Genomic DNA, 1,742 nt, shown 5'->3' with positions numbered 1-1,742 from the left:
AGCTTGTCGAGACCCTCCCGAGGTCTCGACAAGCTCGACCAGCGCCCGCGGCTTGAGCGTCCCCCAGCGCTCGATCGACTTGGACCACGCGTCCTGCTGCCCGACGTCGTACCCGAGCGCGCGGGCGGCGTCGCGCACGGCGGAGCGGGGCCGGTAGGAGATGACGTTGGCGACCTGCGCCGCGTGCGTGCGCCCGAACCGCTCGTAGACGTGCTGGATCACCTCCTCGCGGCGCACGGACTCGATGTCGACGTCGATGTCCGGCGGGCCGTCCCGCTCGGGCGCGAGGAACCGCTCGAACAGCAGCTCGTGCTTGACGGCGTCCACGGCGGTGATGCCCAGGGCGTAGCAGACCGCGGAGTTGGCGGCGCTGCCCCGGCCCTGCGCGAGGATCCCGTGGGTACGGCAGAACTCCACCAGGTCGTAGACCACCAGGAAGTACCCGGGGAAGCCCAGGTCGGTGATGACCTTCAGCTCGTGGTCGATCTGCGCCCACGCCTTCTCGTTGCCCTCCCGGGGGCCGTAGCGCTCGGTGGCGCCCCGGTAGGTGAGCACGCGCAGCCAGGACGCCTCGTCGTGGCCCTCCTCGACCGGGTAGGGCGGCAGGTTCGGCGCGATGAGCTCCAGGTCGAAGGCGCACTCCGCGCCGAGCGCGGCCGCCGTCGCCACGGCCTGCGGGTGCAGCCGGTGCAGGCGCGCCATCTCGGCGCCGCTGCGCAGGTGGGCGGTGGGCGCGCCGGGCAGCCAGCCGTCCAGGTCGTCCAGGCTGGACCTGGCGCGGACGGCGGCCAGCGCCCCGGCCAGGTCGGCGTCCCGGGGGCGGGCGTAGTGCGCGGCGGTGGTCGCGACGAGCGGCAGGCGCGCGTCGTCGGCCAGGAGCGCGAGCGCGGCGTGCAGGTCGGCGTCGCGCGGGTCCCCGGTGGCGGTGATCTCGACGGCGACGTTGTCCCGCCCGAACACGTCGGCCAGCCGGTCGAGCTCCCGCCGCCCGGCCGCCAGCCGGTCGCTCCGGTTCCCGGCGCCCGACGCGGGGAGCAAGGCCTGGCGGACGGCGCCCTTGCGGCAGCCCGTCAGGACCAGCCACTCGCCGGACGCCGCCTCGCCCAGCCCCTCCAGCGTGTAGTGCGCGGCGCCCTTGACCCCGGCCTTCAGGTGCGCGGTGCCGATCGCGCTCGACAGGTTGCGGTACCCCTGCGGCCCGCGCGCGAGCGCGAGCAAGTGCGTCGCGCGCGGGTCGGGGATCCCGGTGGGCGGGTCGAGCACGGGCACGCCCCGAACGCCGGTCGAGCCCCGGGCGCCGGTCGAGCCCGTCGAGACCACCGGCAGGTGCAGCTCCGCCCCGAACGCGGCGGGCAGCCCCACGGCCTTGGCCGCCTCCGAGAACCGCACCACGCCGTACAGCCCGTCGTGGTCGGTGACCGCGAGCGCCTTGAGCCCCAGCCGCGCGCCCTCGGCGGCGAGCTCCTCGGGGTGGGAGGCGCCGTCGAGGAAGCTGAACGCGGAGTGCGCGTGCAGCTCTGCGTAGGGCACGCCCTGATCGCGCCGGTCTCGCGCCGCGGCCCCGGTCACGGCCCCGGCCCCGGATACAGGGCTGGTCACAGGGCTGGTCACAGGGCTGGTCACAGGGCTGGTCACGACCCTGTCCCGACGTCTGGTGTCGACGCCGAGGTCGGCACTCTCCTGCGACGTCGGCACTCGCGGCACAAACTGCCGACTCTGCGAGACAAACTGCCGACCTTGAG

General features: G+C 75.0%; 1 protein-coding gene. It reads right to left on the bottom strand.

The features are described 5' to 3' along the window. Positions 1 to 1,569 (bottom strand): PHP domain-containing protein (locus tag ACFU5G_RS29845; RefSeq protein ID WP_377252770.1); only part of this gene is annotated, 1,569 nt, incomplete at its 3' end. Positions 1,570 to 1,742: the final 173 nt, after the last annotated feature.

The organism is Promicromonospora sp. NPDC057488 (assembly GCF_042802395.1).
In the GTDB taxonomy this organism is placed as follows: Bacteria; Actinomycetota; Actinomycetes; order Actinomycetales; family Cellulomonadaceae; genus Promicromonospora.
Note: the sequence above shows the minus strand (reverse complement) of the source record. Positions and strands in the feature narration are given on the sequence as shown.